The sequence below is a fragment of the Nocardiopsis sp. NPDC006938 genome (assembly GCF_042869555.1).
Taxonomy (GTDB): domain Bacteria; phylum Actinomycetota; class Actinomycetes; order Streptosporangiales; family Streptosporangiaceae; genus Nocardiopsis.
In genome coordinates this window covers 329121-352412 of record NZ_JBIAGA010000004.1, presented here as the reverse complement: position 1 = coordinate 352412, position 23292 = coordinate 329121, and the positions used below count along the sequence as shown (strand labels likewise).

Genomic DNA, 23292 nt, shown 5'->3' with positions numbered 1-23292 from the left:
CCGCCTCGGGCCCGGACCCCGCCGAGCCCGTGGCGGTCAAGGCGGTGCGGCCCGAGTTCCGTGAGTGCTATCGAACCGGCGTTCACCGTGAGCGGGGTGGCGACCGCATCAGCGGTTCGCGACCCCCGCCCCCGGAGCCCGTCCGGGAGCGGGGCGCGTGTCAGGCGGCGAACTCCCGGACGATCCGCGCGCAGAACGCGGGCAGGTCGTCCGGGTTCCGGCTGGTGGTCACGCCGTGGTCGGTGACCACCTCCTCCTCCACCACGGTGCCGCCCGCGTTGCGGACGTCGGTACGGATGCTCGGGTAGGAGGTGACGGTGCGCCCGCGCACCACGTCGGCCTCCACCAGCACCCAGGGACCGTGGCAGATGGCGGCGACCGGTTTGCCCCGTGCCACGAAGTCACGCACCAACCGCACCGCGTCGGCGTCCGACCTCAGGTTGTCGGGATTGATCGTGCCGCCCGGGATCACGAGCGCGTCGTAGTCGTCGACACCGACCCCCGACACCTCCCGGTCCACGTCGAACCGGTCGGCTGGTTCGATGTCCCCGTTCATGGCCTGGATCTGCCCGCTGTGCGGCGAGACCAGGTCCACCCGGGCCCCGGCCCCGACCAGCGCGCGCCGTGGTTCGACCAGTTCCACCTGTTCGACGCCGTCCGCGGCCAGGATCGCGACCTGTCGTCCGGCGAGTGGGTCAGCCATCGTGTCCCCCGTGTACTTCTCGGATACGCGGCCCCGTGCGGGTCCGCCGACATGTGCGGCCCTACCCGCTCGGGCCGCTCCCCTCACCCGCGCGCCGCACCCGAAACACGCACGGGCGAACCACGCGCCCGCGAACCGAGTCACAGGAGGGAACGCTCTCAGCGACCCAACGGAAGGGGGCCGCCCGTGCCCGCCACCCGTCATCTCTACCTGGCCCGTCACGCCCAGGCCGATCCGGAGTCAGGAGAACTCACGGACGTCGGACGCCTCCAGGCAGACCTACTCGGAGCACGCCTGGCCGGGTTCGCCCCCCACACGCTCCGGCACGGCGGCCTGCCCCGTGCCGCGCTGACCGCCGGTCTGGTGGCCGCGCACCTGGAGGACGTGGTTCCCGTGGAGCTCCCGGAGGCCGGTGACTACGCCCCCTACCTGCCCCGGCGCGAGGAACTCCCCGACACCCACGCCGACGGGGTGCTGGACTTCCTGGGCCGGGTACCGGCCGCCGAACGCTCGCCCGAACTCGGACGGCGGGCCCTGGAACTCCTCACCGGCCCCGCCGAGGGGGAGTCCGAACGCCGTGAGGTGGTCATCACCCACGCCTACCTCGTGGGGTGGCTGGTGACGTCGGCCCTGGACGCCCCGCCCTGGCGGTGGGTGAGCGTGGGCGCGGCCAACGCCGGACTCACCGTCATCCGCTACACACCGGGCTCACCGGCCTCCGTCATCACCCTCAACGATCTCACCCACCTGCCGGAGGAACTGCGCTGGACGGGTTTCCCGCCCGGTATGCGCCCCTGACCTCAGCCCCGGGTCCCCTCCCAGACCTGGGCGGGGACCCGCTCGACCAGGTCGATGAGGGTGTCGGCCCCGGCCACCACGGTGTCCGGATCGATCCTGCCCGAGCTCCAGCCGAGGAGGTGGTCGCCCGAGAAGCGAAACGGAACCCGCCCCTCGGGGTCCTCCAGCAGCCACGCCCGCACTACCGGCTCCAGCACCGCCAGGGCGAACGCGTCCTCCTGTGCGGTGATCCGGAAGGCCTGGTCGAAGACCCGCTCCCCCACCTGGAGGTCGTGCACGCCCACGAGGCCCAGCAGGGCGTGCCCGAGGTGTTCCAGCCGCACCTCCAGTACCGGGGTGGCGGGGGTGGACACCGTCACCACGGTGAAGCAGTGGGTGGTCGTGGTCGTGTTCTGACCGTTGTGGCTGGTCGTGGTGTAGCTGTACTCGAACGCCAGGACCCGCTGCCCTCGGTGGTCGGCGGTCAGGACGTGCCGGGCCTTGGCGTTGGAACGACCCGACCGGAAGGGCGTGCCGCTGAACCGGTCGACCAGCTCGGGGCGTTCCCGGTCGTAGTTCCAGCCCCGTTCCCGGGCCCAGGACTCCAGCGCCTCCGCGCGCTGCCGTTCGGCGGCGGAGGCCATCACCGCGATGGCGATGATGATGACGACGGCGATCGCCAGGATCGCCAGGGTGCCACCAGACATGGGGGATCTTCCTCTCAGTGGTGCTCTCCACCCCTGAGACGCCGCTCACTCCCCGCCCGGTTCCGCGCTCTTTTCCGTGTCCTGCCGGGGGCGCACCCGCACGTGGGCCCGCTCCCCCTGGGGACCGAACAGGCCGAGGTACTCCACGGGTCCCGGCCCGGGATTGACCAGGGCGTGCGGGATACGGGTGTCGAACTCGGCGACCTCGCCGGGCTCCAGCACCATGTCGTGCTCTCCCAGAACCAGCCGTAGCCGCCCCTCCAGGACGTAGAGCCAGTCGTGGCCCTCATGGGTGCGCTGCTCGATCTGGTCGGCCGGGACGCTGAGCGGCGCGTTGGGCGTCGGGTTGGTGATGCGGTAGGCCTGGAGCCCGCCCGGTCTGCGGTTGAGCGGCACGTAGGTGACTCCGTGGCGCACGAACGCACCGCGTCTGACCCGTGGGTCGTGGACCGGCGGCTGCCCCACGAGCCGGTCCAGGGGCACCTCGTACACCCGGGACAGGGGCAACAGGAGCTCCAGGGTGGGGCGCCTTCGCCCCGACTCCAACCGGGACAGGGTGCTCACCGAGATCCCGGTCTGCTCCGACAACCCCGCCAGTGTGGTGCCCCGGTCCCGGCGCAGGGCCCGCAGCCGGGGCCCCACCGCCTCCAGTACCGGGGTGAGTTCGTCGTCCATACCCCCGAATCTGCCACAGCGTCCGCCGTCCGGCACACACCGTCCTCTCGGACCCCCGGAACCGGGGTCGGACGGTCCGACCGGCGGTGGTGTTCAGGCACGTTCCAGGTACTCGGCGAAGGTGGTGCGACCCACGGCGTTCTCGGGAGTCAGGTGTTCCCCGGATCGGTAGGCGGCGAAGACCGCGCCGGGCAGGCGCAGCGGCAGGAGGCGACGCCGGGCCCCGGTGGCGTCCAGGTAGGCGCGGGCCAGGTCGTGGAAGGACTCGACCCGGGGGCCGCCCAGGTCGGGAACGCGTCCGGCGGGTTCCTCCTGGGCCAGGCGGGCCAGGCGCAGGGCGACATCGGCGGGGTCGACGGGCTGCACGTCGACGTCGGGGTAGGGCATCACCGGCAGACGGGCGGCCCGGGCGCAGACCGCCGCGACCAGCTGGTGGAACTGGGTGGCGCGCAGCACGGTCACGCCCAGGCCGGAGGCGAGCAGGGCCTCCTCGACGGTGTGCTTGGTCCGGTAGTAGCCGAGGGGGACCCGGTCGCAGCCGACGATGGAGACGTAGACCAGATGGGCGACGCCGTGGGCCCGGGCGGCGCGCAGCAGGTGGGTGGCGGCGGGGATGTCGCCGCCGGTGGGGGTGCTGGCGCAGTGGACGACGGTGTCGACGCCCTCCAGCGCGGTGTCGAGCCCTTCCCCGGTGCGTAGGTCGACGGCATGGGAGAGCGGGTCGCGGGGGTCGGGGTGGCGGCTGAGGGTGTGGACCCGGTGGTCGGTGCGGCGTAGTCGTTCGACGACGTGGGTCCCGAGGGTGCCGGTGGCGCCGGTGACCAGGATCGTGCTCATGTGCCCACCTCCGCGGCCGTGGGTGGTGTCCGGGCGTTGGTCGACCAAGCTAACACCGAGCTGGTCCGGTTTTGGTGATGTCTGGCCGGTTTTCGTCGTGCTTTGCCCAGCTGTGGCGTGATGGTTCGTGGGTGTTTGTCCTGATACTCGGGTGACGGGTGCGAGGTCGGGGCCGGTTAGAGTGCTGGGCAGCGTCGGCGCAGTGAGCGCCGCCACACAGGGTGAAGGAGGGGTCCCATGCCGGGGGTCGTCGAGGAGCTGGTGGCCGCGGTCGGTACCGGACAGGTGGTCACCGATCCCGCCGTGATGGAGGGCTACTCGCATGACGAGGCCGAGTGGGCGCCCTACGGAGCCCCCGCGGCCGTGGTACGGCCCCGGGACACCGCCGACGTCGCCGAGGTGGTTCGCGTGTGTGCCCGGAACGGGGTCGCGGTCGTGGGACGCGGCGCCGGGACTGGGCTCTCCGGCGCGGCCAACGCCGGTCGGGGCTGGGTGGTGGTCTCCTTCGAACGGATGGATCGCGTGCTGGAGGTCGACACCGTGCAGCAGACCGCCACGGTGCAACCGGGGGTGGTCAACGAGGAGCTGCGCGCGTTGGTGGCCCGCGACGGCCTGTGGTACCCGCCGGACCCGGCGTCCGCTCCGTGGTCGACCATCGGCGGGAACGTGGCCACCAACGCCGGCGGGCTGTGCTGCGTGAAGTACGGGGTCACCCGGGACTACGTGCTCGGCATGGAGGCTGTGGTGGGCTCGGGCGAGGTCGTGCGGCTGGGCAGGACCACCGCCAAGGGCGTGACCGGGTACGACCTGGCCGGGCTCATGGTGGGCTCGGAGGGCACGTTGGGTCTGGTGACCGAGGTGACGCTCCGTCTGGTGCCGTTGCGCCGGGGCGTGGAGCACACGGTGGTGGGCTACTTCGACTCCCTGACCGACGCGGGCCGCGCGGTGGCGGCCGTCGCCGCGGCGGGCATCGTGCCCTCGGCACTGGAGCTGATCGACCGGTTCTGCCTCCAGGCGGTGGACGAGTGGAAGAACATGGGGCTGTCCGCCGAGGGCGAGGTACTGCTGTTGGCCCGCAGCGACCTGCCCGGGACCTCAGGCCAGGAGGAGGCCGACCGCATCCTGGAGTGCTTCGAGCGGGAGAAGGCGGTGTACGCGGTCCGCTCCACCGACGAGGAGGAGGCCGAGGCGCTGTTCCAGGCCCGGCGGCTGGCCTACCCCGCGTTGGAGCGGTTGGGGCCGCTGTTGACCGAGGACGTGTGCGTGCCCAAGTCCCGGGTCCCGCACATGTTGGAGGCGATCGAGGCGGCGGGGCGGCGGTTCGACACCCGTATCGGGAACATCGCTCACGCGGGTGACGGAAACCTGCACCCCCTGTTCATCGTCCCGGCCGGTGACGAGGACGCCAAGAGCCGGGCCAAGCAGGCCTTCGAGGTGATCGTGGACGAGGCCCTGGCGGTCGGCGGTACGGTCACCGGTGAGCACGGGGTGGGGCTGTTGAAGATGCGCGGCGCGGCCGACGAGCTGGGGCCGCAGGTGCTGGACATGCACCGGGCGGTCAAGGCCGCGCTGGACCCGAGGGGGATCTTCAACCCGGGCAAGGTGTTCGCCCTGGAGCCGGGCGCCGACCCCTTCGGTGAGTGAGCGGGCGGCCCGGCGCGGGCCCGGGTCACGTGGTGCGCGCGTAGTCGTCCAGGAGGGCGGCGGCGGTGAGCATGGCCCGGGAACGCCGGACGAGCTCGTCCGCCCGCTGGGCCAGGGCGGTGCGCAGGGCCCGGCTGTCGCCGCCCCGGCGCAGCTCGCCGAGCACCGGAGGTATGTCCGGGAGCGGGTAACGGACCTGGCGCAGCAGGTGGACCATGCGGGCCTCGCGGACGTCGGCGGGAGAGTAGAGGCGGTACCCGGTGGGGTGCTCGCGGCGGGGGGCGAGGAGTCCGGCGTCCTCCCAGACCCGCAGCGTCGAGGTGCGTACCCCCAGGTGGGCGGCGAGTTCACCGATACGCAGGTCGCCCCCGGGCGCGGTCGGGGCCTCGGGGGCGTGCTCGGCGACCGCCTCCAGGGCACGTCCGGCGGCGCGCAGGGCGGTGCGTTGCTCGTGCAGCGCGTGGTGGGCGGCGTCGATCGTCTCCAGGGCCCGGGGGAGGTCGCCCTCGTGCACGGCGGCCATGACCGTGCGGGCGGCGGTACCGCCGAACCCGGTGTACAGGGCGCGGAAGGCGAGCAGGGCCCTGCGGTGCCGGTCGGTGAAGACGCGGTACCCGCTGGGGGTGCGGTCGGTCGGCGGTAGGACCCCCTCGTCGGCGTGGTTGCGTACCTGCTGGGTGGAGATACCGGCGGCACGGGCCAGGTCGATCGGGCGGAGCCGTTCGGTGGGAGCGTCCAACGTGTCTTCCTCCCGGGTGTGTGGGGACAGGATAGGGCGGGAACCCGGTAGGGGCGGCTGAGGCGGCGCCGTTCGGCGTCGGTCACCGGTGTCGCGGGGGCGCGGCCCCACGACCGGCCTCGCTCGTCCGTCGCGGAGGAGGACGTGGGCATCGGGGGTGCCGCTCTCCCCCAACCGTGAGGTGATCCTCGAAGCCGTCTCCACTCCCGGGGCTCGTCGGTCCGCGAGGCGAGGGCGCGGACCCCAGTGATCCGGGGGCGCCGCCAGCCCACCCACGCGTCGGCGGTGACCCCCGACCCGCCCGGCCGCCACCAGGAGGTGCCCCTACCCCTTGGTGGTCCCGCCGCCGTCCGCCGCCCCGGAGGGGGCGGCCTCCCGTACGAACACCAGCCCGTCGGCGTCCGCCAGGTGCGCCGGGTCCAGCGGGGCGTACCCGAACCACGCCGACTCCCGCTGTTCGACCTCCTTCCCGCCCAGTGCCCGCGCCAGCCCACGGGCGTCCACCACGCACCGCTCCTCGCCCAGCGCGTACAACTCCCCCTCGACACTCCCCGGAACCGGCTCTGCGACCCCGTGGTGCCGCATCGTGCCCAGGGCCATGGGCACGAACCCGTACCCCCGGCCCCACCGCGACGCCAGCAGGGACCCCGCGCTCCACCACTCCGTCAACCCCTGCCACATCCGCATCGAACTGCGTTCCCGTTGCAAGTGGGAGTTGTGCGCGTGCACCAGGACGGGGCCGCGTTCGGCCAGGGCCGTCAGATGGTGGGCCATCATCTGGTCCCGCACCCCCAACAGCCGGGTGATCCGCGCGGGCGAGGTGTCGGCCAACCAGTGGTGGTACCGCAGCAGCCCCACCGCCGTGCGCCCGTACACCTCGGCCCGCTCCACCTCGGCGGGGGAGGTCGCCTCCAACAGGTACGGTCGCTGGGCGTCCAGCAGCGCCACCAGGTCGTCGGCGATCCACCGCAGGTCGCGGGCCTGGGGCGTGCGCCCCACCGACCGGGACGGGTCCGCCATCGCCTGCTGGTCGGCCCAGGGCCCGTCCGAGCCCAACAGGTCGTCCAGCCGCTCGGCGGTACACGGCAACAGGTCCTCCCCGAGCCGCTCGGCGAGGTGGTCGTACAGGGCGCACAGGACCTGGCGGGGGCTCTCGGCGCCCGAGATCTCCAGCGGCCCGTCGAATCCGGCAAAGCGCACCCGCCGCTCCTCGGGGAGCCCCATGTTGCGGTCCCGCATCCACCTCACGAGCTCGCGGTTGCCTTCGTAGGAGCCGAAACCGTGGCTGAACCCGCGCTCTATGACGTCGTCGAACCGTCCGTGCCCCCAGGTGACGTACTCGTCGACGACCATCCCCCGCAGACAGTCGCTCTCCAGGGCGATGGTGCGGTAGCCCTCCTCCACAAGGCCCCGCAGCAGGTCGTCGCGGGCCCGGAGCAGCGTGCCGTCGTCGTGGGTGGGCTCGCCCAGGGCGAGCACGTGCGGCCGCTCGGGGAACAGCCCCATCACCGAGGCCGCACCGAACGTTCTGATGGTGTCCTTCGTCCGCAAAGCCATGTCTTCGACGGTATCTCTGAACCCTCGGTTGAGGCTTTGCGGAGATATCCTCGATGACATGGCGACAAACCCTCAAAGCGCGGTGCGCCTGCGGCCCATCGACCTCGCCCGTCGGCACGGCCTGTCCACCCAGGCGGTCAGGAACTACGAGGCGGACGGCATCCTCCCGGCCGCCGAACGCACCCCCTCCGGCCACCGCGCCTACACCCCGGCGCACGCCTGCGCGCTGCGCGCCTTCCTGGCCCTGGTGCCCGGCCACGGCCACCAGCGGGCCGCCGCGATCATGCGGGCGGTCAACCACGGCCAAGTCGAGGCGGCCCTGAACGAGGTCGACCTCAGCCACGCCCAGCTGCTCGACGACCGCCGCACCCTCGCCTCCGTGCGTGAAGCCCTGCGCGACCTGGAGGCCGCCGCACCCGCGCCCGAACACGCCCCGGCCCCCGTACTCTCCGGTCTCACCCGCGAGGTCCCCGAGCCGGGCCCCGTCCTCATCGGTCCGCTGGCCGACCGACTCGGCCTGCGCCCCGCCACGCTCCGCAAGTGGGAACGGGCCGGGCTCGTGCACCCCGACCGCGACCCCCGGACCGGCTACCGCGTCTACGACGCTTCAGCCGTGCGCGACGCCCGCCTGGTCCACCAGCTGCGACGCGGGGGCCACTCGCTCGAAGGGATCGCCCCGCTCATCACCCAGGTCCGGGCGGCCGGCGGGCTCGGGCCGATGGAGGCCACCCTGGACGCGTGGGACCGACGGCTCGGCATCCGGGGACGGGCGCTCCTGCGCGGGGCGGCCGAGCTGGAGCACCACCTGTCGACCTACCGGGACAGCCCCGGGCACCGTTGACCGACCCCGGGGCGGCCGTTTCGAACCACGGCCCAGGGGGTTACGGTCCGACCCGGCGCGGGCCGGGCGCGACCTCGCGCACGACCTCGTAGGTGGGCACCCCGCTCATACGCGGCTCGGCGGTACCGGACAACCCGTCCAGGGCGGCGATGATGGCGGCCATGCGCCCCTCGGTGTCGGACTCCTCCACGAACGCGCGGTAGGCGGCCTCATCCTCCCACCGCACGACGTTGTACACGCGTGTGCCGTCGGTGCTCGCGTGGAACCGGGCCGAGTGGAACCCGGGGTAGAAGCGCACCCACCGTTCCTGGATCTCGGCGAACGCCGACACCAGCTCCCTCTGGGTGGTGTGCCCGTCGGTGGTGTAGTCGATGATCGAGACGAACCCGGCGTCCGTGTTCACGTGCGCTCCTCATGGTCGTAGGCGGGAAGCCGTTTCCCGCTCCTGCCCGATCCTGCTACCTCAAGTCCGGTTGAGGTCAATCCCGCGGGCCCCACGCGCCCGCCTGCCCGCGAAGTGCGTGCGCGCCCGGGTCGCACCCGCCCGGGGCCCGTCCCCGCGAACGCGCGGAGGGGGAGTGCGCGCCCCGCACACACCCCCGCGTGTCAGCGCCCCAGCCTCCGGTAGCGCCGCAACGCCAGCGGAACGAACACCGCCACCAACACCAGCGGCCACACCACCGCCATCACCACGGCGTTCTGCGCCACCCACGACTCACCCGCGACCGTCGTGTTCCCGAACAGCTCACGACAGGCCAGGACCGTGGCCGACAACGGGTTCCACTCCGCCACCGGCGCCAACCACGGCGGGATCACCTCCGTCGGGACGAAGGTCTCGGCCACCATCGCCAACGGGAACACCAGCGAGAAGAACTTCATCGCCGACTCGGGCCCACGCACCAACAACCCCAGATAGATCCCGATCCACGTGAACGCCACCCGCAGCAGCAACAGCAACCCCAGCGCCGCCAGCGCACGCCACGGCCCCAGGTGCCACTGCCATCCCACCAGCAACCCCATGCCCACCAGAACCGCAAGGTCCACCACCGCCGAGACCGCGTCGGCCATACTCCGCCCCACCAACAGCGCCGAGGGCGCCATCGGCATCGTCCGGAACCGGTCCACCACCCCCCGGCCCACGTCCGTGACCACGGCGATCGTCGTGTTCCCAATCCCGAACGCCATCGTCAACGCGAACAGGCCCGGCATGAGGAAGTCACGGTAGTCCTCTCCCCCCACCCCCAGGGCCGCACCCATCGCCTCCCCGAAGACGAAACCGAACAGCAGGACCGCCAGCACCGGAATGAGCAGCGTCCCGACCACCTCGTCGGGCTTGTACACCAGGTGGGCCAGGTAGCGCCGCGCCACCACGGCGGAGTCGGCCACCGCCCACCCCGCCCGCCCCGCCCACGCGCGCGGCCCCCGCAGACCGCCGCCGTCGCCCACCGGCCCGGGCACATCCGCGCCCGCGCTCTCGACCGGTTCCGTCCGCACCAGGGTCACGACCCCTCCTCCGTCTCTGCGCGGCCCTCACTCGACCCCGCGCCGGGCCGACCGGTCAGCCCCAGGAACACGTCGTCCAACGTCGGCCGCCGCAACGCGATGTCCTCCACGTCCAACCCCGCCTCGTCCAGGGCCCGCACCACCTTGGTCAGGGCGGCACCGCGACCACGCACCGGCGCGCTCACCCGCAGCGAGTCCCGGTCCACCTCCGGAGGCGCCCCGGACATCCGTCCCAGCACCCGCGCCGCCACCGGCAACTCACCCGCACCGGCCACCACGACCTCCACCCGGCCGCCGCCCACCCTCGACTTGAGCTCCTCCGGACTGCCCTCGGCGATCACCCGGCCCCGGTCCAGCACCGACACCCGGTCCGCCAACCGGTCGGCCTCCTCCAGGTACTGGGTGGTCAGCAACACCGTCGTACCGCCCTCGACCAGCTCGCGCACCGCCCGCCACACCCGCGCCCGGCTACGCGGGTCCAACCCGGTGGTGGGCTCGTCCAGGAACAGCACCCGGGGGTCGAGCACCAGACCCGCGGCCAGGTCCAACCGGCGGCGCATCCCACCCGAGTACGTGCGCACCGAACGGTCCGCCGCCCCGGTCAGGTCGAACCGCTCCAGCAGCTCCCGGGCCCGCTCCCGCGACCGTCTCCTCCCCAGGTGGTAGAGGCGGCCGAACATCTCCAGGTTGCGGCGACCGCTGAGGACCTCGTCCACCGCCGCGTACTGGCCCACGAAACCGATCCGCGAACGCACCAGCCGCGCCTGCGAGGCCACGTCCGCACCGGCCACCCGAGCCCGCCCTCCGTCGAACCCCAACAGGGTGGCCAACACCCGCACCGACGTCGTCTTGCCCGCGCCGTTGGGCCCCAACAGCCCGTGCACCGTCCCCGGAGCCACGGCCAGGTCCATCCCGTCCAGGGCCGCCCCGCCACCCGGGTAGAGCTTGCGCACCCCCTCGGCCAGGATCACCGGTTCCGCGCTCACGAGGCCACCGCCTCCACCACGGGCTCCGGGTACGGTCGGCGCGCACGCGGCACCGCCACCGGCGTCACCTCCGTGTAGCGGCCCACCGCGATCCGCGCGACGTTGCGCACCGACTCACTGCCCGCTCGGTAGTACGAGCAGTGCCCCGGGATGTCACCGGTCTCGAAGATCCGGGCCCCGTACCCGTCGCGCATCGGCGAGGGCCCGTGCCCCACCTCTCCCACTCGGCCCCGGGGAAAGAACCGAATCCAGTCCCCGGGCCCCTGGGCCGCCCACAGGTTCCCCGAGAAACCCAACTCCTCCCGCGAACGCGTTCCCATGCCCGGGCTGCCCAGCGCCACACAGTCACTGACCCGGCCCCGCCCCAGCGCCAGACCGCACACCACCGTGCCGTAGCTGTGGCCCACGAGCGTCACCCGCGCCGACCTCGGCAGGAAATGGGTCAACCGCACCAGGTCGGCGGCCCCCGCCATCGCCGGGCGGCGCGAGACCGCCTCACCGAACCCGCGCGGCGTGCGGTACCCCACCCACACCACCACCGCCACCCGCTCACGCGGAGCCACCTCACGCATCGTGCGCAACAGCGTCTCGCCATTGGCGCGCGGCCGGGTGGCCCGCCGCTGGTTGAAGTAGTTGCCGAGGTAGTTGTCGTTGCCCGGAACCAGCACCGCCACGTGGTCCGCGGTGGCCGCGTCCCCCAACTCCTCCACGATCCGCCCGTCCTCGGTTCCGTCACACGCCAACAGGCGGACGCCGTACCCGTGAGCGCGCTCGTAGCGCAACGGCTCCGGGTCCGTGAGGGTGGATGGGCCCGCCGCGATCATGACTCTCCCGAGGTTCCTCGTACGCCAGGCTCTCTGACACCACCAACGCTAGAACCGCGGGTACGGCGGGCACGATGACGCGAGCACCCTCTTACGATTCCACCCCCACCCACCCGTGGCGGTGGTGCCAGCACCACCCCGATCCGCTGACCGGCGCAATCCGCTTGCCCCGTCCACGGGGCCCTGCCACGATGCACCCATGCCGATCGTCACGCTGGCCCAGCGCCCCGACCTCGCCAAGGTCCTGGAACGTCCCGAGCTCAACCCCGGCCCCGAGCTGATGTTCCACGACACGGTCGCGGGCCGGTACTGGGGCCGCCTCGCCGAGGAGTTCGGCGACCACCAGCTCGCCCTCGTGCGGGGAGAGGAGGTCATCGCCCGCGCCAACAGCGTCCCCCTGGCCTGGCGCGGCTCCCCCGACGAACTCCCCGACGCCGGTTTCGCCTGGGCCCTGGAACAGGCCTTCGCGGACAGGGACGCCGGACGCGAACCCACCATCGCCTGCGCCCTCTACATCGCCGTGTCCACCCGCCACCAGGGCGCCGGGGTCAGCGCCGTCATGGCCCAGGCCCTGCGCGACACCGCCACCCGCCACGGCCTGACGGCGCTGGCCGCACCCCTGCGACCCACGCTCAAGCACCGCTACCCGCTGATCCCCATGGCCGAGTACGCCACCTGGACCCGCGAGACGGACGGCCTGGCCCTGGACCCCTGGCTGCGCACCCACCAACGTCTGGGCGCGCGCCTGCTCCACCCCTGTGAGAGGTCCATGCGTGTGGAGGGCACCGTGGCCGAGTGGCGGCGGTGGGCCGCGATGGACTTTCCCGGAAGCGGACGCCACGTCGTCGACGGCGCCCTGGCCCCCGTGACCATCGACCTGGCCGCCGACCACGGCGTCTACGACGAACCCAACCTGTGGGCCTGGCACCCCCTCACCTGACCCCCGCGCCCAAGGAGAACCCCCCGTGACACCGCTTCCCCCTGTACGGGGACTGCGCCCCGACGGCACCATCGACCGGGAGGGATCACCCGACCGCGTCACCGCCGACTTCGCCCCGGTGGTGCGGGCCCTGCGCACCCGGCTCGGCGAGGTCTACGGCGCACGCATGCACAGCGCCTACCTGTACGGCAGCATCCCCCGTGGCACCGCCGTCCCCGGGGTCTCCGACCTGGACGCCCTGGTGGCCCTGCACACCGAGCCCGACAGCACCGAACGCGCCGACGCGGCCCGCCTCCTGGAGGAGCTCGACGACCGCTTTCCCCAGATCGACGGCGGCGGCATCCTGGTGGACGACGTGCCCCGCCTCACCGGCGCGCTCGAACGCCACGACGGCGGGTTCTTCGTGGCCTGTCTGTGCACCCCGCTCACCGGCCCCGACCTGGCCGACCGCCTCCCCAGGTACCGGCCCACGAGCCTCCTGGCCCGCGAGACCAACGGCGACCTGCCCCTGGTGCTGCCCCGCTGGCGCACCCGTCTTGCCCAGGCCGCGACCGACGACGAGCTGCGGGCGCTGAGCCGGGGCGCGGCCCGCCGACTCACCCGCACCGGACTCACCCTGGTCATGCCCTCCTGGGGAGGATGGACCAGTGACCTGGACCTGGCCGCCGACGTGTTCGGCCACTACCACCCCGACCGCCGCGAGCAGATGCGCACGGCCGCCCGCACGGCCCGCCGCCCCGGCGCCGATCGCGCGCTCCTCACCGACCTGGTCGAGGACCTGGCACCGTGGCTGGCCGAGGAGTACGCCGCCACCCACGGCACCAAGGCGCCCCGGCCCTGACACGGCGAGCGCCGCCGGTGTCCGGCCCCGGCCGGACACCCACCACACCCTTCACCCGCGCACCAACCCCACCAGAACCTCACCCCTCGCCTCCCGAACCCGCCCCGGTGCCGCCCACCACACGCAGAGGCACACGGTCGAGCCGCTCCAACGCCGCGGCGGTCACCTCGTCGGCGGGCAGGTACACCACCAGGTACTGGCCCTCACCGTCCCACCGCTCGTACGACAACCGCACCTCCCCCACCACCGGGTGCGCCCATCGCTCCACTCCCGAGTTCGACGGTGCCCCAGCGGGGGCCGCCATCCGATCGGTGAACGGCGCGCCGCCCACGATCTCCAGCTCCTCCACCAGATGCGCCAGGTGCGGATCATCGGGCGCGGCCTCCGCACGCAACTCCGCCAGCCGGGCGTCGGCCACCGCGTCCCAGTCCGGGTAGGCACGCCGGGCACGGTCGTCGGCGAAGACGAACCACACCCGGTTCGACGGCTGGTCGCCCGCCGTGTCCAGAACACCCAGGGGGCCCGCCAGGCGTTCGTACCCCGCCGTGTACGCGAGCGCCTCCCCCAGCCGGTTGAACACCACCGCCGGAGCGGGCTCCAACCGTTCCAGCACCGCCCGTGTACCCGCCCGCACCTCACGTTCGGGAGGCATCCCGCCCGGACACAGCGCCCCCGCCCCCGAAGCCACCTTCGACAGGTTGCGCAACCGCACGCGCGCACCCACCGTCAACCCCATCGCGTCGGCCAACGCCACCAGCACCTGCGGGGAGGGGTTGCGGTCACGTCCCTGTTCCAGCCGTGTCAGGTAGTCCACGCTCACCCCCGACAGGGTGGCCAGTTCCGCCCGCCGCAGTCCCGGGGTACGGCGGCGCCGTCCCACCGGCAACCCCACCCGCTCCGGAGGGGTCGCCTCCCGGCACTCCCGCAGGAACGCGCCCATGTCCGAGTGATCCATGCGCCGAGTGTACGAGCGCACGCCGTGGCGATCCTGGCCCCCTCAGGGCCAGGATCGCCACGGTCTCCCTCCGGGACGGCCCACCGCCACAGACTGGGCCCATGAGATTCACACCCAACGAGATCGACTACCTCAAGAGCCAGCCCCTGGGGCGCCTGGCCACAGTGGGCCCGAACGGCAGGCCCCACATCACCGCGGTGGGAGTCTTCGTGGACACCGACAACGACACGATCGTGGTCGCGGGCCACCAGGGAACCCACATGGGGCGGAGTAAGAAGTTCCGCGACGCCGCCCGGCACCCGGAGGTCGCCTTCCTCGTGGACGACCTCGCCTCCCAGGACCCCTGGACCCCGCGTGGCATCGAGATCCGAGGGCGGGCCCGCACCCACACCAGCGGCGGTGAGGAGGTGGAACGGCGGCTCGACGCCACCATGCCCTTCGACTCCGCCTGGATCAGCATCCACCCGACCCGCGTCCTCACCTACGGCATCGACTCCGACGCCTTCGACATCTCCGCCAGGGACGTGCACTGATGCGCTACCAGCTCCTGGGCCCCTCCGGGCTCCGCGTCTCCCAACTCCTCCTCGGCGCCATGACCCTGGCCGACCCCGACCAGGCCCGCCGCGCCGTCGACCTCTACGAAGAGGCGGGCGGCAACCTCATCGACACCGCCTCCGCCTACGGTGACAGCGAGGCCGTCCTCGGCGAACTCCTCCAGGGCCGCCGGGAACGGTTCGTGATCTCCACCAAGTTCACCCTCCCCCGCGACCCGCGCGACGCCAACTCCGGCGGCAGCCACCGCCGTAACCTCACCCGCAGCCTCGACCGGAGTCTGCGCCGTCTGCGCACCGACCACGTCGACCTGCTGTGGGTGCACGCCTGGGACGAGTACACGCCTGTCGTGGAGACCATGCGCGCCCTGGACGACGCCGTACGCGCGGGCAAGGTGCTGTACGCGGGGGCCTCCAACCTGCCCGCATGGGTCGTGGCCGAGGCCAACACCCTGGCCCGGCACCACGGGTGGACCCCCTTCGTCGCGCTCCAGGTCCCCTACAACCCGCTGCACCGCGACATCGAACGCGAACTGCTGCCGATGGCGCGCTCCCACGGGCTCAGCCTGGCCACCTACAACGGCCTCGCCGCCGGTGTGCTCTCCGGCCGCTACACCGACACCGGCGCCACCGCGCACGGCCGGGTCGACCCCGCCACCGTCACCGAGCACCAGCACCGGGCCGCCCGCCTCATCGGGCGCGTGGCCCGGGAGCTGGACGCCACCCCGTCCCAGGTCGCCACCGCGTGGGCCCTGCACCGGTCACCGCGCATCCACCCCATCCTCGGAGCCAGCCGGGCGGAGCAGCTCGCCGACACCCTCGGGTCACTCCACGTGCGCCTGCCGCAGGAGACCATGGCCGAACTCGACGCGCTCGCCGACTTCACCCCCGGCTACCCCCACGACCTGAACGCGGACGCCCAGGAGTGGCTCAACGGCGACCACCGCGTCATGGCGCCGGTGCGGGAGCGCCCGCACGGCCGCTGAAGGCGACCGCGTCCCGCGTGGCCTGATGAGGACACCGCCGCTCACCCGCCGCGCCATGACCGTACGGCGGCGGGGACGGCGGAGGCGGGGAGTGAACCGTGCGCCCGCCCCCGGGACGACGTCCTCCGGCTCCCCGAACCACCGGCCCCGCCGGAGTAGGGCCCCCGACCCCGGGTAGGAGAGCGCCCATGCGCACCTCCTCCCCCCTGGAACTCCACCGGCTGGAGGTCCCCGCCCCGCGGCACCTGCCCTTCGCCATCGGGACCTTCGACACCATCGGCCCCCTGTCCCGGGCCGCCTTCCCGCACCGCCACACCTTCCACGAGATCGTCCACGTCACCTCCGGAACCGGCGACCACGTCATCGACCTGCACCGATGGCCCATCACCCCGCCCAACCTGGGCATCCTGGCCGCCGGTCAGGTCCACCACTGGGACCGCGCCCACAACGTGCAGGGCCGCGTCCTCCTCCTGGAGGACTCCTTCCTCCTCGACCACCCCCAGGACCGCGCGCTCCTTCGACGCCTGGCCACCCGACGCCCCTGGCACATCCCCGCCCCCGCCGCCGCACTCCTGTCCACCACCGCAGGAGCCGCCCCCGCACTGGCCCGCGACGCCGCGGAACAGGGCCGCACCCTGGCACCCACCCCCCAGTGCGACGACGGCGACGACCCCACGCCCCCGCAGATGGAGGGCCCCTACTTCAAGCCGAACTCCCCCCAGCGCACCGACCTGGTCGTCCCCGGCCACCCCGGTGTGGCGCTGGCCGTGTCCGGCTACGTGTTCTCCCGCAACTGCCGCCCCGTCCCCAACGCGCTGGTCGACTTCTGGCAGGCCGACAACGCCGGAGGCTACGACAACGTCGGCTACGACTACCGGGGCCACCAGTTCACCAACGCGGAGGGCGCCTTCCACCTCACGACCATCGTCCCGGGCCTCTACCCCGGCCGCACCCGCCACCTGCACGTCAAACTCCAGGCCCCCAACCAGCCGGTCCTGACCACCCAGCTCTACTTCCCCGGCGAACCGCGCAACGGCACCGACATGCTCTTCGACCCGCGCCTGCTGATGAACGTCACCAACGACGGCTCCGGACAGCTCGCCGAGTTCGACTTCGTCCTCGACTTCACCGCCTGACCCACCGGTGATCCAGGGTCCGGACGCCGTGCTCGGCGGCGCCCGGCCCCTCACCCGGTCCTCGCCCATGATGGGCCGGATCTCAACCGGCTCCCCCAGGACCCGTATGATGCGCGAGGCGATGTCCACCGCGCGCTCACGTCGATCACGGCGAGCTCGCCAGCACCTCCTCGAACTTCTCGTGGCACTCGCCCCGGCGCAGGGCGGCCAGCTCCTGGCGGGCGGTGGAGGTACGGGCGTCACCGATGCGCACCGGTCGCTGTTCGCTGACGGCAGGGACGACGGACAGCTCGGGCCCCGGTTCCGGCTTACCGCCACCGGCCGCTCCGATCCGGATATTCGCGGAGCGACCTCACCCTCCCCGCCCCCTGGGCCAACTGCTGGGAGCGTTCGCGCAGCGTTTCCAGGTGCATGCGCACAGGAGGCTGAGAACCGTCGTGTGACCCCGGCTTGTGCACCACCGCCTGGGCTTCAGCGCCATCACCACCACGATCTCCTACGGTTGGATGCTCCGATCGTCCCTGCCGGATGAGACACTCTGTCCCCATCCCCCGGACGAGAGGACGGCCCGTGCCCGCCGTTAGCGCACTTATCGAACTGCTGTTCCCCGAAGGTCCTCCGGAACGGGCCGGTCCGCCGCCCGCTCTGCCTATGCCCTCGGACCTGCGCGAGTTCTTCGCACGGATCGGCCACAACGCTGTGGAGGTGGACAACCGGTTCAGCTTCGGCATTAATGAGAGGCTCCTGACGTACTCCGCAGGACGCCGCGAGGATCTCAGGCAGGTGTACAAGGCTGACGTCATCCCGATCCGGGGCGGCCACGAAAAACGCTGGTCCGGTGACCACAAGGCCGAGGGGGACTGGGACGTCGTCATCAATGACCTGCTGATCCTGGGGTCGGACGACAACGGCAACGACCTCTATCTGGAGGCTGTCGGCGACCCCGACGATTGGGCGGTCATCGCCGACGGCTGTCGGAGCTCCGTCTGGGCCCGCCACACCGTGGCCGCCACCGACTACCTGTACGGCCTGCTGTCAGGCTCTCTCCGGTGCCCGGTCTTCACCCTGAACACCTGGCCCCGGTCCCGCTTCGACGTCACCGTCCGCCACCACTGATCCAGCACTTACTCACCCACCTGGACGACGAAACCTAGGGGGATCAAGTCCCGCCACGCCCCGGGATGGCACGTCTTCCAAGGCAAACGCGGCGAGTTGCGCCAGCGCTACATCGAGGGCATAGAGGACCTGCACGGGTCGAGGAGCCGACCGCCGCCACGAGGTACCGGCGAACACCACACACGAAGGAGAAGACTCCGTGAAGGCGCCTACACAGCCCCCCACGCCCCCACCGACGACGTCCGCACCCTCGATCGGCTGACGGGCACCTGGACCGTCAGTGAAGGAGCCGAGGGAACCGAGCGCCACGAGTGGATGCCCGGCGGCCACTTCCGCTCCAGCACGTCGCCCTCTCCCGGTCGGCCCGCCCGCATCCCGCATCGCCGCACCCACGCTCCACCGAGCCGAAGGACGACCCGTGACCACCCACCTGACGCCGCGACAGCGCGCCGACCGCACCGCCGCCGCCGTCCGAGCGGCCGTGACGGCCGGGCGCGCACTCGGCCTGACCGTCACCGACCCCGTCGTACTCCACGACCTCTTCTCCGTCGTCGTCCACCTGGCCCCCGCACCGGTCGTGGCCAGGATTCCCACGGTCCTGCCCCGCCCGCACGACCTGGCGGCCCTCGCGCACCGCCAACAGCACGAACTGGACGTGACCCGGTGGCTGGCCGACCGCGACGTCCCCGTGATCGCGCCCAGCCCCCTCGTCCCCGGGGAGCCGGTTCAACGCGACGGGTTCTCCATGACGTTCTGGCCGTTCGTCGAAGAGGACCGCGACAAGGAGCCCGACTACGTCGCCAACGCCGAGAGCGTCGCCGACCTGCACGCGGCACTACGCGACTACCCGGGCGAACTGGAGTTCCTGTCCGCGGCCGACCCCGGCTCCATCACGGAGGAGCTCACCCGACTCGAACAGCACCCCGACCTGATCGGAGCGGCCGAACTCGACCGCGCCCACCGCGAATGGGCCCTCCTCGAACCCCTCGCACGCTCACGCGCCGCCTTCGAGGCCCGCTTCCCCGGCGCCGACGTCCAGCCCGTCCACGGCGACTCCCCTCCCGCGAACGTCTTCCACGGTGTGAACGGAGACCTCTACGCCGACTTCGAGCTGATCACCCTGGGGCCGGTCGAGTGGGACCTGGCCTCTCTGGGCCCCGAGCACCAGGCCGCCTACGACCGCGGCGCACGACGCAACGGCACGAGGCCGCTCGACGAGGAGGTCCTCGCCTTCGTCAACGCCCTGGGCATGCTGCGGGTCATCGCCACCCTCGCCCTGGTCCCGCAGCTCCCCGAGCTGCGGGACTACATCAGGCCAACGGTCGACCAGTGGTGGTCGACGCCCCTCGCCGCCGGTGTGAGCTGATCCCCCCGGGTCACCGGCCTCGACCCGCGTGCCCCCGAACAACCGGGGTGCGCGGGGCCCGGTCACCCGCCGTGTTCGTCGGCCCGGGCCAGTCGCCACAGCGAGGTGGTCTCGGCCGCGCGTGCGGCGTGCAGGGGGTCGTCGGTGTCCCGGGACCGCGCGTGCCGGGGCCGGGTGTCAGCCCTGTCCACGACGCGCAGGCCCGCGTCCGCGACCCTGGCGAGGAGATCCTCGCGACTCCTGAGCCCGAGGTGCTCGGCCAGGTCCGACAGGACCAGCCATCCCTCACCCCCCGGCACCAGGTGATCGGCGAGCCCGTCCAGGAAACCGTGGAGCATGTCGCCGTCGGGGTCGTAGACCCCCTGTTCCACGGTGGAGGTGGGCCGTGCCGGTAGCCAGGGCGGGTTGCAGACGACCAGGTCCGCGCGCCCCTCGGGGAACAGGGTGGGCCCCACGACCTCGACGCGTTCTCCCACGCCCAGCTGGCGGACGTTCTCGCGTGCGCAGGCCAGGGCGCGCGGACTGATGTCGGTGGCCACGACCCGGTCGATCCCCCGGCGTGCCAGGAGGGCGGCGAGTACGCCCGTGCCCGTCCCGAGGTCGAACGCGGTGCGGCGCCCGGCACGGTCGGACGCCGGAGCGGGAAAGGGCGCGTGGGCGACGAGGTCGACGTACTCACCCCTGACCGGGGAGAACACACCGTAGTGTGGGTGGACGCGATCGCCCAGAGCCGGTACGTCCACGCCCTTGGTGCGCCACTGGTGGGCCCCGATGACGCCCAGGAGTTCGGTCAGGGCGACGGCCATCGGCCCGGACGGCGGGCCGTAGGCCTCGGTGCAGGCCCGACGCACGTCGGGGGCCCGGCCCAGGTTCAGGGCGTGGTCGCCGTCCAGCCGGACGAGGAGACGCCCGAGCACACGGGCGCGGTGAGCGCGTGCCCTGCGGTGCAGATGGAAGGTCTGGGCCGGGGTGTCGCCGCGTTGGGGAGGCGTGCGGTCGACGCGGCGCCCCAGCGCGCTCAGGAGCTGACGTGCGTTGTGGAAGTCCCCCTGCCACATCAGGGCGGTTCCCTCGCAGGCCAGACGGTAGGCGGCGTCGGCCTTGGTCCGGTCGTCCGCGCCGACGACCCGTCTATGGGGCGGTGTGGCGCTCTCGGAGTGCCAGCGGAGGGTGTGGCTGGTGTTGTCCTGGGTCCAGTTGAGGGTGGACACCGTGTACTCCTTGCGGTCGAACGTGCGGGGCGCACGGGGCACTTCGACGAGGAGCGGGCGCGGGCCCGTGCTCGCGAGCACGGGTGTGCGCTTCGGGAGGGTGCGGCTGCCCATCTCGTGTCCACGGGCGTGGGCCGGTGTCGCCGGGCACCCTGACCGATGGTCGCAGCCAACCTTCGAATGGAGGGTACCGGAGTCGGGCACAAGGGCCGGTCGTGTGGTCCCACCGGCGCCCGCGCCAGGGGGTGTGACCCGGGTTCCCCGCCCGCGGACCGGGCGGCGCCGGGGTGGGCGTGCGGTCCGGGGCTGGCTCGGCAGGAGACGGCCCGCGTGCGCGGCGCCCTAGCCGGGGCCGGTGGCGGGGTCGTTCAGGACCCGGTCCAGTGCCGCCCGCCCCGCCGGGCCCCACGCCGGTTTGCCGCCGGGCAGGCCGCGGTCGCCGTTCTGGCCCATCAGCATCAGGAAGAGGCTCTTGAGCGCGGCCAGTCCGCGTGCGCGCCGGACCGTGGCCCGGTCGGCCCGAGCGTAGGCGCGGAAGAAGCGTGCGGCCGCGCCCTGCGGCAGGAGTACCCAGGCGGCCGCCAGGTCCACGGCCGGGTCGCCGGCGAACAGGTCACCGAAGTCGATGACGCCCGCCATGGTGCCGTCCGCGACGACGACGTTGGCCGGGTGCAGGTCGCCGTGCACCCAGGTCGGCGGTTCCTCCCACGCGGGGGCGGCGACGGCGTCGTCCCAGAGAGCTCGCAGGTCGGCGGTGTCGGTGCCGATCGTGTGGGGGTCCAGGCCGGCGAGGAAGCGGTCGAAGGCGGGGGTGGAGTCCTTGGGGTGGGCGCCGCGCCCGGTGTCGGGCGGCGCGTCGGCGGGCGCGGGCGCGTGCAGTGCGCGCAGGAACGCGGCCAGGGTGTGGGCGGCGTGGTCGCCGCGGGTGATCGATCCGCGGTCCAGGGGCAGGCCCGGCACCCATGTCATGACCGTCCACAGCTTGGGGCAGCGCTCGGTGGGGGTGCCCTCGCGCGCGGGAAGGGGGATGGGCAGGGGCAGGCGCGGGGCGAGCAGGGGCAGCCACCGGCGTTCCTTGAGCTGGGGGGCGGGGTCGGTGTCCATGCGCTGGATTCGTACGGCCAGTTCATCGCCCAGGCGCCACATCTGGTTGCCCCAGCCGCCCTCGACCTCGCGCAGGGGCAGATCGGCCAGGTCCGGGTGCTGTTCCTGGAGCTGGGTGCGGATGAGGTCCGCGGTGATCTGGATCTCGCTCATGCGCAGACGGTACCGGGTTCGTGTGCGGGCACGTCGTCGGAGTGCGGCCGGGCGCGGGTCCGGGGGTGAGGAGGAGGACCACGGGATTCGGCGGTGGACCTTCGACCGCTCACCGGTCGATGGTGAGCTCCTCCGACGCGTGGGCCTGGTCCGCCTCGCCCGGCAGCGTGTCGCGGTGGGCGGTGTCGAGGTCGGCGTGGCCCATCAGCGACCAGCGCATCCCCGCCGGGACTCCGTCGGCGGGGCGTTGCGGGTCGAACACGGCGACCGGGCCGACCTGATCGCGGGCGCGCGGGGTCGCGGTGAGGTTGTCCGGGCGGGTGCTGGTCGCGATCACCGCGCCGCGCGCGTTCAAGATCATGGGGAGCACCACGTGCAGGTCCTTCCCCGAGAGGGCGGCCCGATCAGCAGGACGGAGTCCTCGACCGACGCCCATACCTCGCTGCCGCGGAACGCACCGAGCCGGTAGCCGACACCCGCCGCTGTCGGCCGCGTCACCGTCTCTGGACTTACCTCACCCATCATCAATCAACGGTGTACTTGAGTTGCACCATGTCGTTGCCGAAACGGCGCTCCGCGCGAAGACGGAGGTTGAGTCTCACGTCCGGCAGCATTCGTAGACCTCCGCCGAGCACGATGGGGCAGACCAGCATGTGCACTTCGTCAACGAGACCGTGCCGGAATGCTTCAGCGGCAAGCGAGGGGCCGTCCACCGTCAGGTCGTGTCCCGCGGTTTCCTTGACCGCGCGAACCTCCTTCGGGGTGAAGTCACGCTCCAGGCGAGTCAGCTTCGTGTCCACGTCTTCGAGCGTGGTGGAGTAGACGATCTTCTCCTTCGACTGCCAGTGCCGAGCGAACTCCTCCGACTGCGGTGACTGCGACTGTACGGCGGGGTCGGTTTCCCACACGGCCATCATCTCGTACATGCGTCGCCCGTACAGGAACGTGCCGACGTCGGCGGTGTCCTCGTTCACCGCTTCGAGTACTTCCTCGTCGGGGCGTGCCCAATCGGCGAAGCGACCCTCCGAATCCGCGACGTAGCCGTCTGCCGACACGATCATCGAGTAGAGCAAACGCCCCACAACCCCTACCCCCTACTGCTTGCAACTAACAACCGGTTTGCACGTTATCATATACTGA

25 protein-coding genes are annotated in these 23292 nt (G+C 72.5%); 10 read left to right on the top strand and 15 right to left on the bottom strand.

Annotation, left to right across the window (positions count from 1 at the left end; translation table 11 throughout):
- Positions 1-160 precede the first annotated feature (160 nt).
- On the bottom strand, positions 161-703 hold the full coding sequence (locus tag ACFYL4_RS09075; RefSeq protein WP_357766866.1) for a type 1 glutamine amidotransferase domain-containing protein: 543 nt from the start codon (positions 701-703) through the stop codon (positions 161-163).
- 186 nt (positions 704-889) lie between these two features.
- On the opposite strand from ACFYL4_RS09075, the gene ACFYL4_RS09070 reads away from it, so the two are divergent.
- Positions 890-1501, top strand: coding sequence for a histidine phosphatase family protein (locus ACFYL4_RS09070; protein ID WP_357766869.1), 612 nt, complete (start codon positions 890-892; stop codon positions 1499-1501).
- A 2-nt stretch (positions 1502-1503) separates the two neighbouring features.
- Here the strand turns inward: ACFYL4_RS09070 and ACFYL4_RS09065 are convergent, their stop codons facing one another.
- The 3 genes from ACFYL4_RS09065 to ACFYL4_RS09055 all read right to left on the bottom strand — a co-directional run bounded on the left by ACFYL4_RS09065 (position 1504) and on the right by ACFYL4_RS09055 (position 3699).
- The gene (locus ACFYL4_RS09065; RefSeq protein WP_387517650.1) at positions 1504-2187 is read right to left on the bottom strand and encodes a hypothetical protein; all 684 of its coding nucleotides are present in this window, start codon (positions 2185-2187) and stop codon (positions 1504-1506) included.
- Positions 2188-2232: 45 nt separating this feature from the next.
- Positions 2233-2862: an XRE family transcriptional regulator gene (locus tag ACFYL4_RS09060; RefSeq protein WP_357766873.1), complete on the bottom strand. Its 630-nt coding sequence runs from the start codon at positions 2860-2862 to the stop codon at positions 2233-2235.
- Positions 2863-2955: 93 nt separating this feature from the next.
- The gene (locus tag ACFYL4_RS09055) at positions 2956-3699 is read right to left on the bottom strand and encodes an SDR family oxidoreductase (protein WP_387517648.1); all 744 of its coding nucleotides are present in this window, start codon (positions 3697-3699) and stop codon (positions 2956-2958) included.
- A gap of 237 nt (positions 3700-3936) precedes the next feature.
- Between ACFYL4_RS09055 and ACFYL4_RS09050 the strand changes: the two genes are divergently transcribed.
- On the top strand, positions 3937-5343 hold the full coding sequence (locus tag ACFYL4_RS09050) for an FAD-linked oxidase C-terminal domain-containing protein (RefSeq protein WP_357766878.1): 1407 nt from the start codon (positions 3937-3939) through the stop codon (positions 5341-5343).
- Between the two features lie 25 nt (positions 5344-5368).
- Here the strand turns inward: ACFYL4_RS09050 and ACFYL4_RS09045 are convergent, their stop codons facing one another.
- Both ACFYL4_RS09045 and ACFYL4_RS09040 read right to left on the bottom strand, forming a co-directional pair.
- A complete protein-coding gene (locus tag ACFYL4_RS09045) occupies positions 5369-6082 on the bottom strand; it encodes a MerR family transcriptional regulator (protein WP_357766881.1) in 714 nt (237 codons plus the stop codon).
- 324 nt (positions 6083-6406) lie between these two features.
- On the bottom strand, positions 6407-7639 hold the full coding sequence (locus tag ACFYL4_RS09040) for an erythromycin esterase family protein (protein ID WP_387517645.1): 1233 nt from the start codon (positions 7637-7639) through the stop codon (positions 6407-6409).
- Between the two features lie 58 nt (positions 7640-7697).
- On the opposite strand from ACFYL4_RS09040, the gene ACFYL4_RS09035 reads away from it, so the two are divergent.
- Complete coding sequence (locus tag ACFYL4_RS09035) at positions 7698-8480, top strand: TioE family transcriptional regulator (protein WP_357766887.1); 783 nt, start codon at positions 7698-7700, stop codon at positions 8478-8480.
- 40 nt (positions 8481-8520) lie between these two features.
- On the opposite strand, the gene ACFYL4_RS09030 is transcribed toward ACFYL4_RS09035, so the two are convergent.
- The 4 genes from ACFYL4_RS09030 to ACFYL4_RS09015 all read right to left on the bottom strand — a co-directional run bounded on the left by ACFYL4_RS09030 (position 8521) and on the right by ACFYL4_RS09015 (position 11793).
- Positions 8521-8883, bottom strand: coding sequence for an antibiotic biosynthesis monooxygenase family protein (locus tag ACFYL4_RS09030; protein ID WP_387517643.1), 363 nt, complete (start codon positions 8881-8883; stop codon positions 8521-8523).
- 203 nt (positions 8884-9086) lie between these two features.
- Positions 9087-9926 carry an ABC transporter permease gene (locus tag ACFYL4_RS09025; protein WP_357766991.1) on the bottom strand — a complete coding sequence of 280 codons (840 nt, stop codon included), beginning with the start codon at positions 9924-9926 and terminating at the stop codon, positions 9087-9089.
- Between the two features lie 53 nt (positions 9927-9979).
- The gene (locus ACFYL4_RS09020) at positions 9980-10969 is read right to left on the bottom strand and encodes an ATP-binding cassette domain-containing protein (protein WP_387517641.1); all 990 of its coding nucleotides are present in this window, start codon (positions 10967-10969) and stop codon (positions 9980-9982) included.
- Positions 10966-11793: an alpha/beta hydrolase gene (locus ACFYL4_RS09015; protein ID WP_357766897.1), complete on the bottom strand. Its 828-nt coding sequence runs from the start codon at positions 11791-11793 to the stop codon at positions 10966-10968. The genes ACFYL4_RS09020 and ACFYL4_RS09015 overlap by 4 nt, the downstream gene beginning before the upstream one ends.
- 199 nt (positions 11794-11992) lie before the next feature.
- Between ACFYL4_RS09015 and ACFYL4_RS09010 the strand changes: the two genes are divergently transcribed.
- Positions 11993-12733 (top strand): hypothetical protein, encoded by a 741-nt coding sequence (locus ACFYL4_RS09010; RefSeq protein ID WP_357766900.1) that lies wholly within the window; start codon positions 11993-11995, stop codon positions 12731-12733.
- Positions 12734-12758: 25 nt separating this feature from the next.
- Positions 12759-13574, top strand: a complete 816-nt coding sequence (locus ACFYL4_RS09005; protein ID WP_387517638.1) for a nucleotidyltransferase — start codon at positions 12759-12761, stop codon at positions 13572-13574.
- 79 nt (positions 13575-13653) lie between these two features.
- On the opposite strand, the gene ACFYL4_RS09000 is transcribed toward ACFYL4_RS09005, so the two are convergent.
- Complete coding sequence (locus ACFYL4_RS09000) at positions 13654-14529, bottom strand: helix-turn-helix domain-containing protein (protein WP_357766906.1); 876 nt, start codon at positions 14527-14529, stop codon at positions 13654-13656.
- 101 nt (positions 14530-14630) lie between these two features.
- On the opposite strand from ACFYL4_RS09000, the gene ACFYL4_RS08995 reads away from it, so the two are divergent.
- The 5 genes from ACFYL4_RS08995 (at position 14631) to ACFYL4_RS08975 (ending at position 19684) form a co-directional block, all read left to right on the top strand.
- Positions 14631-15062: a PPOX class F420-dependent oxidoreductase gene (locus ACFYL4_RS08995; RefSeq protein ID WP_357766908.1), complete on the top strand. Its 432-nt coding sequence runs from the start codon at positions 14631-14633 to the stop codon at positions 15060-15062.
- Positions 15062-16066, top strand: coding sequence for an aldo/keto reductase (locus ACFYL4_RS08990; protein ID WP_357766911.1), 1005 nt, complete (start codon positions 15062-15064; stop codon positions 16064-16066). The genes ACFYL4_RS08995 and ACFYL4_RS08990 overlap by 1 nt, the downstream gene beginning before the upstream one ends.
- Positions 16067-16254: 188 nt before the next feature.
- Positions 16255-17202, top strand: coding sequence for an AraC family ligand binding domain-containing protein (locus tag ACFYL4_RS08985; protein WP_387517635.1), 948 nt, complete (start codon positions 16255-16257; stop codon positions 17200-17202).
- A 651-nt stretch (positions 17203-17853) separates the two neighbouring features.
- Positions 17854-18318: a hypothetical protein gene (locus ACFYL4_RS08980; protein WP_357766918.1), complete on the top strand. Its 465-nt coding sequence runs from the start codon at positions 17854-17856 to the stop codon at positions 18316-18318.
- A 418-nt stretch (positions 18319-18736) separates the two neighbouring features.
- A complete protein-coding gene (locus ACFYL4_RS08975) occupies positions 18737-19684 on the top strand; it encodes a phosphotransferase family protein (protein WP_387517632.1) in 948 nt (315 codons plus the stop codon).
- A 62-nt stretch (positions 19685-19746) separates the two neighbouring features.
- Here the strand turns inward: ACFYL4_RS08975 and ACFYL4_RS08970 are convergent, their stop codons facing one another.
- The 4 genes from ACFYL4_RS08970 to ACFYL4_RS08955 all read right to left on the bottom strand — a co-directional run bounded on the left by ACFYL4_RS08970 (position 19747) and on the right by ACFYL4_RS08955 (position 23234).
- Positions 19747-21009, bottom strand: coding sequence for a methyltransferase (locus tag ACFYL4_RS08970; RefSeq protein WP_387517629.1), 1263 nt, complete (start codon positions 21007-21009; stop codon positions 19747-19749).
- Positions 21010-21237: 228 nt separating this feature from the next.
- Positions 21238-22152: a phosphotransferase gene (locus ACFYL4_RS08965; protein ID WP_387517628.1), complete on the bottom strand. Its 915-nt coding sequence runs from the start codon at positions 22150-22152 to the stop codon at positions 21238-21240.
- A 109-nt stretch (positions 22153-22261) separates the two neighbouring features.
- The gene (locus ACFYL4_RS08960; RefSeq protein WP_387517626.1) at positions 22262-22513 is read right to left on the bottom strand and encodes a hypothetical protein; all 252 of its coding nucleotides are present in this window, start codon (positions 22511-22513) and stop codon (positions 22262-22264) included.
- Positions 22514-22676: 163 nt separating this feature from the next.
- On the bottom strand, positions 22677-23234 hold the full coding sequence (locus ACFYL4_RS08955; protein WP_387517624.1) for a dihydrofolate reductase family protein: 558 nt from the start codon (positions 23232-23234) through the stop codon (positions 22677-22679).
- Positions 23235-23292: the final 58 nt, after the last annotated feature.

Coding starts and splice junctions, on each gene's coding strand:
- ACFYL4_RS09065 (WP_387517650.1), bottom strand. CDS start 2,187: ATGTCTGGTGGCACCCTGGCGATCCTGGCGATCGCCGTCGTCATCATC.
- ACFYL4_RS09040 (WP_387517645.1), bottom strand. CDS start 7,639: ATGGCTTTGCGGACGAAGGACACCATCAGAACGTTCGGTGCGGCCTCG.
- ACFYL4_RS08965 (WP_387517628.1), bottom strand. CDS start 22,152: ATGAGCGAGATCCAGATCACCGCGGACCTCATCCGCACCCAGCTCCAG.
- ACFYL4_RS08985 (WP_387517635.1), top strand. CDS start 16,255: ATGCGCACCTCCTCCCCCCTGGAACTCCACCGGCTGGAGGTCCCCGCC.
- ACFYL4_RS09075 (WP_357766866.1), bottom strand. CDS start 703: ATGGCTGACCCACTCGCCGGACGACAGGTCGCGATCCTGGCCGCGGAC.
- ACFYL4_RS09000 (WP_357766906.1), bottom strand. CDS start 14,529: ATGGATCACTCGGACATGGGCGCGTTCCTGCGGGAGTGCCGGGAGGCG.
- ACFYL4_RS08980 (WP_357766918.1), top strand. CDS start 17,854: ATGCCCTCGGACCTGCGCGAGTTCTTCGCACGGATCGGCCACAACGCT.
- ACFYL4_RS09035 (WP_357766887.1), top strand. CDS start 7,698: ATGGCGACAAACCCTCAAAGCGCGGTGCGCCTGCGGCCCATCGACCTC.
- ACFYL4_RS09060 (WP_357766873.1), bottom strand. CDS start 2,862: ATGGACGACGAACTCACCCCGGTACTGGAGGCGGTGGGGCCCCGGCTG.
- ACFYL4_RS09010 (WP_357766900.1), top strand. CDS start 11,993: ATGCCGATCGTCACGCTGGCCCAGCGCCCCGACCTCGCCAAGGTCCTG.
- ACFYL4_RS09055 (WP_387517648.1), bottom strand. CDS start 3,699: ATGAGCACGATCCTGGTCACCGGCGCCACCGGCACCCTCGGGACCCAC.
- ACFYL4_RS09015 (WP_357766897.1), bottom strand. CDS start 11,793: ATGATCGCGGCGGGCCCATCCACCCTCACGGACCCGGAGCCGTTGCGC.
- ACFYL4_RS09050 (WP_357766878.1), top strand. CDS start 3,937: ATGCCGGGGGTCGTCGAGGAGCTGGTGGCCGCGGTCGGTACCGGACAG.
- ACFYL4_RS08990 (WP_357766911.1), top strand. CDS start 15,062: ATGCGCTACCAGCTCCTGGGCCCCTCCGGGCTCCGCGTCTCCCAACTC.
- ACFYL4_RS08995 (WP_357766908.1), top strand. CDS start 14,631: ATGAGATTCACACCCAACGAGATCGACTACCTCAAGAGCCAGCCCCTG.
- ACFYL4_RS08960 (WP_387517626.1), bottom strand. CDS start 22,513: ATGATCTTGAACGCGCGCGGCGCGGTGATCGCGACCAGCACCCGCCCG.
- ACFYL4_RS08970 (WP_387517629.1), bottom strand. CDS start 21,009: ATGGGCAGCCGCACCCTCCCGAAGCGCACACCCGTGCTCGCGAGCACG.